Source organism: Alterirhizorhabdus solaris (assembly GCF_007785815.1).
Lineage (GTDB): Bacteria > Pseudomonadota > Alphaproteobacteria > Sphingomonadales > Sphingomonadaceae > Alterirhizorhabdus > Alterirhizorhabdus solaris.
The window spans coordinates 1-2088 of record NZ_VNIM01000201.1; the positions used below are offsets into that span (position 1 = coordinate 1).

3 protein-coding genes are annotated in these 2088 nt (G+C 72.9%); all 3 read right to left on the reverse strand.

Features of this window, described 5'->3' with window-relative positions; all coding sequences use genetic code 11:
- Positions 1-52: 52 nt before the first annotated feature.
- Complete coding sequence (locus FOY91_RS21240) at positions 53-757, reverse strand: lysophospholipid acyltransferase family protein (protein WP_145156048.1); 705 nt, start codon at positions 755-757, stop codon at positions 53-55.
- A gap of 2 nt (positions 758-759) precedes the next feature.
- Positions 760-1293, reverse strand: a complete 534-nt coding sequence (locus FOY91_RS21245; protein WP_145156050.1) for a YdcF family protein — start codon at positions 1291-1293, stop codon at positions 760-762.
- Positions 1290-2088 (reverse strand): cell division protein FtsX (locus tag FOY91_RS21250; protein ID WP_145156053.1); only part of this gene is annotated, 799 nt, incomplete at its 5' end. The genes FOY91_RS21245 and FOY91_RS21250, both read right to left, overlap by 4 nt.

Sequence of the window (2088 nt, forward strand, 5' to 3'; positions counted from 1 at the left end):
CGCCCGCCTCCAGCAGCGGGTGGATCGCCAACCTGTGGGATCCCTACCGCCGCTAGGCCGCAGGCAGGCGCCGCTCCTTCGTCTCCAGCGTGTTGATCGCGGCGTGGACCAGCGCCTCGATCTCGTCGCGCGGCAGGCCGGGCGGGATCGGCGGGCCGAAGCGGAAGGTAATGACGCCCGCCCGCTTCAGGCCCTTGCGCGGCCAGAGCAGGCCGCTGTCGAGCGCCAGCGGTACCACCGGCAACCCGGTCACGCGGTACAGGCCGGCGAAACCGGGGCGCAACGGCGGCTGCTCGCCCGGCGCCACGCGCGTGCCTTCCGGAAAGATCAGGATCGCCCGGCCATCGGCCACCACCCGGCGGGCCGCGCGCAGCATGATGCGAAGCGCGGTCGCCGATCCCTCGCGATCGACAGGGATCGCGCCGTAACTCTGCGCCACGCGCCCCCACAGCGGGATCTCGGTCAGTTCCTGCTTCAGCACCACCGCCGGCTCCTCCAGCACGCGGATCAGCTCGAACGTCTCGAACATGGACTGGTGCTTGGCCGCGATCAGCGCCGGCCCCTCGGGCAGCCGCCCCTCCACCCGCGTCTCGATGCCGAGAAGGTGGCGCGCGCACCAGTAATGGAAACGCGCCCAGCGTTTGGCATGCGCCCGCATCCGGGCGCCACGCCGAGCGATGACGAGCGCCAGCACCACCAGCACCAGCGAACCGGGGTAGAAGGCCAGCGCGAACAGCACGTTACGCAATCGGGCCATGCCTACCACCCCAGCGGTGCCGCGACCCGGCGCAGCAGATATTTGTGATATTCCTTGAACAGCGCGGTGAATCCCGGCTCGCTCCGCACCGCATCGGGCAGGATCGTCACCCGATCGCCCACGATCCGGCGCAACTCGAAACAGGCGCGGCTCATGTGCCAGTCGGTCGTGACGAGGCGGACCGAACGGAAGCGGTGGCGTGCCAGCCAGCCGGCGGTCTCATCGGCGTTGGAGCGGGTATCGACCGCCTCGTGCCCCAGATCGACGCGCGCGACGACGAGCGCGGGCGAGACATGGTTGACCTCCGCCAGCTCCAGGGGCCGCACCCGCCGGTCCGCGCCGGAAACGAGCAGGCGTTGCGCCCGCCCGGCGGCCAGCAGGTCCAGCCCGCGCTGCACGCGTCCCGGCCCGCCCGTCACCACCACGATCGCATCGGTCACGGCGGCGTCGGGGGCCGGGCCGGGCTGGTCGATGGCGAACCACGCGAAGCCGAGCGCCCACAGCAAAAGCAGCGCCGCCGCCGCGCGCGCGATCACAGGATTCGCCTCAGCGCCGCCACGATCGTCAGCCGCGCGGTCAGCATCGCCAGCAGCGTGGCGGGCAGCGGCAGCAGCGCCAGCACCACCCACGCACCCGGCGGCAGCGCGGCGGTGCCGAGCAGTTCGGAACCGAGCGCTCCCATCTGCCGGCCGATCAACCACAGCACCACGATGCCGCCGGCCAGCCCGATCATCCCGCCGAACAGCGCATCCAACGCGATCCGCCGCTGGAAGATGCGGGCGATCTGCTGGTCCGTCCCGCCGAGCAGGTGCATCACGTCGATCGTGGCGCGGTGGGTGTTGAGGGAGGAGCGCGCCGCCAGCACCACGGCCGCGGCGGTGGCCGTGGCCATCAGCAGCACCAGCGCCGCCGCCAGCCATTGCAGCGCCGCGATCACACGGGTGAGCGGGGCGAGCGAACGGGCGTGATCGTCCACCCGCGCATCGGGCGCGACCGGGCGCAGCGCGGCGACGATCGCGGGCGTGTGATCGACCGAGGGGTCCGTCATCACCACGTCGATCAGCGCGGGCAGCGGCAGGTCCTCGCCCAGCCCCTCCGGCCCCAGCCACGGCTCGAGCAGCTCGGTCATCTGCGCATCACCGACGCGTTCGGCCGATCGCAGGCCCGGCAGCCGCCCCAGCGCGGCCAGCGCCGCCGTCGCCTGCCGCTCGCGCGAGACGGGATCGGCCTGGACGATCTGCACCGTCGCCCGCCCGCCCAGATCATCGCCCAGCCCTGCCGCCGCCGCGCTGAGGCCGAGGCCGCCCGCCGCCGCCAGCACGGTCAGGAAC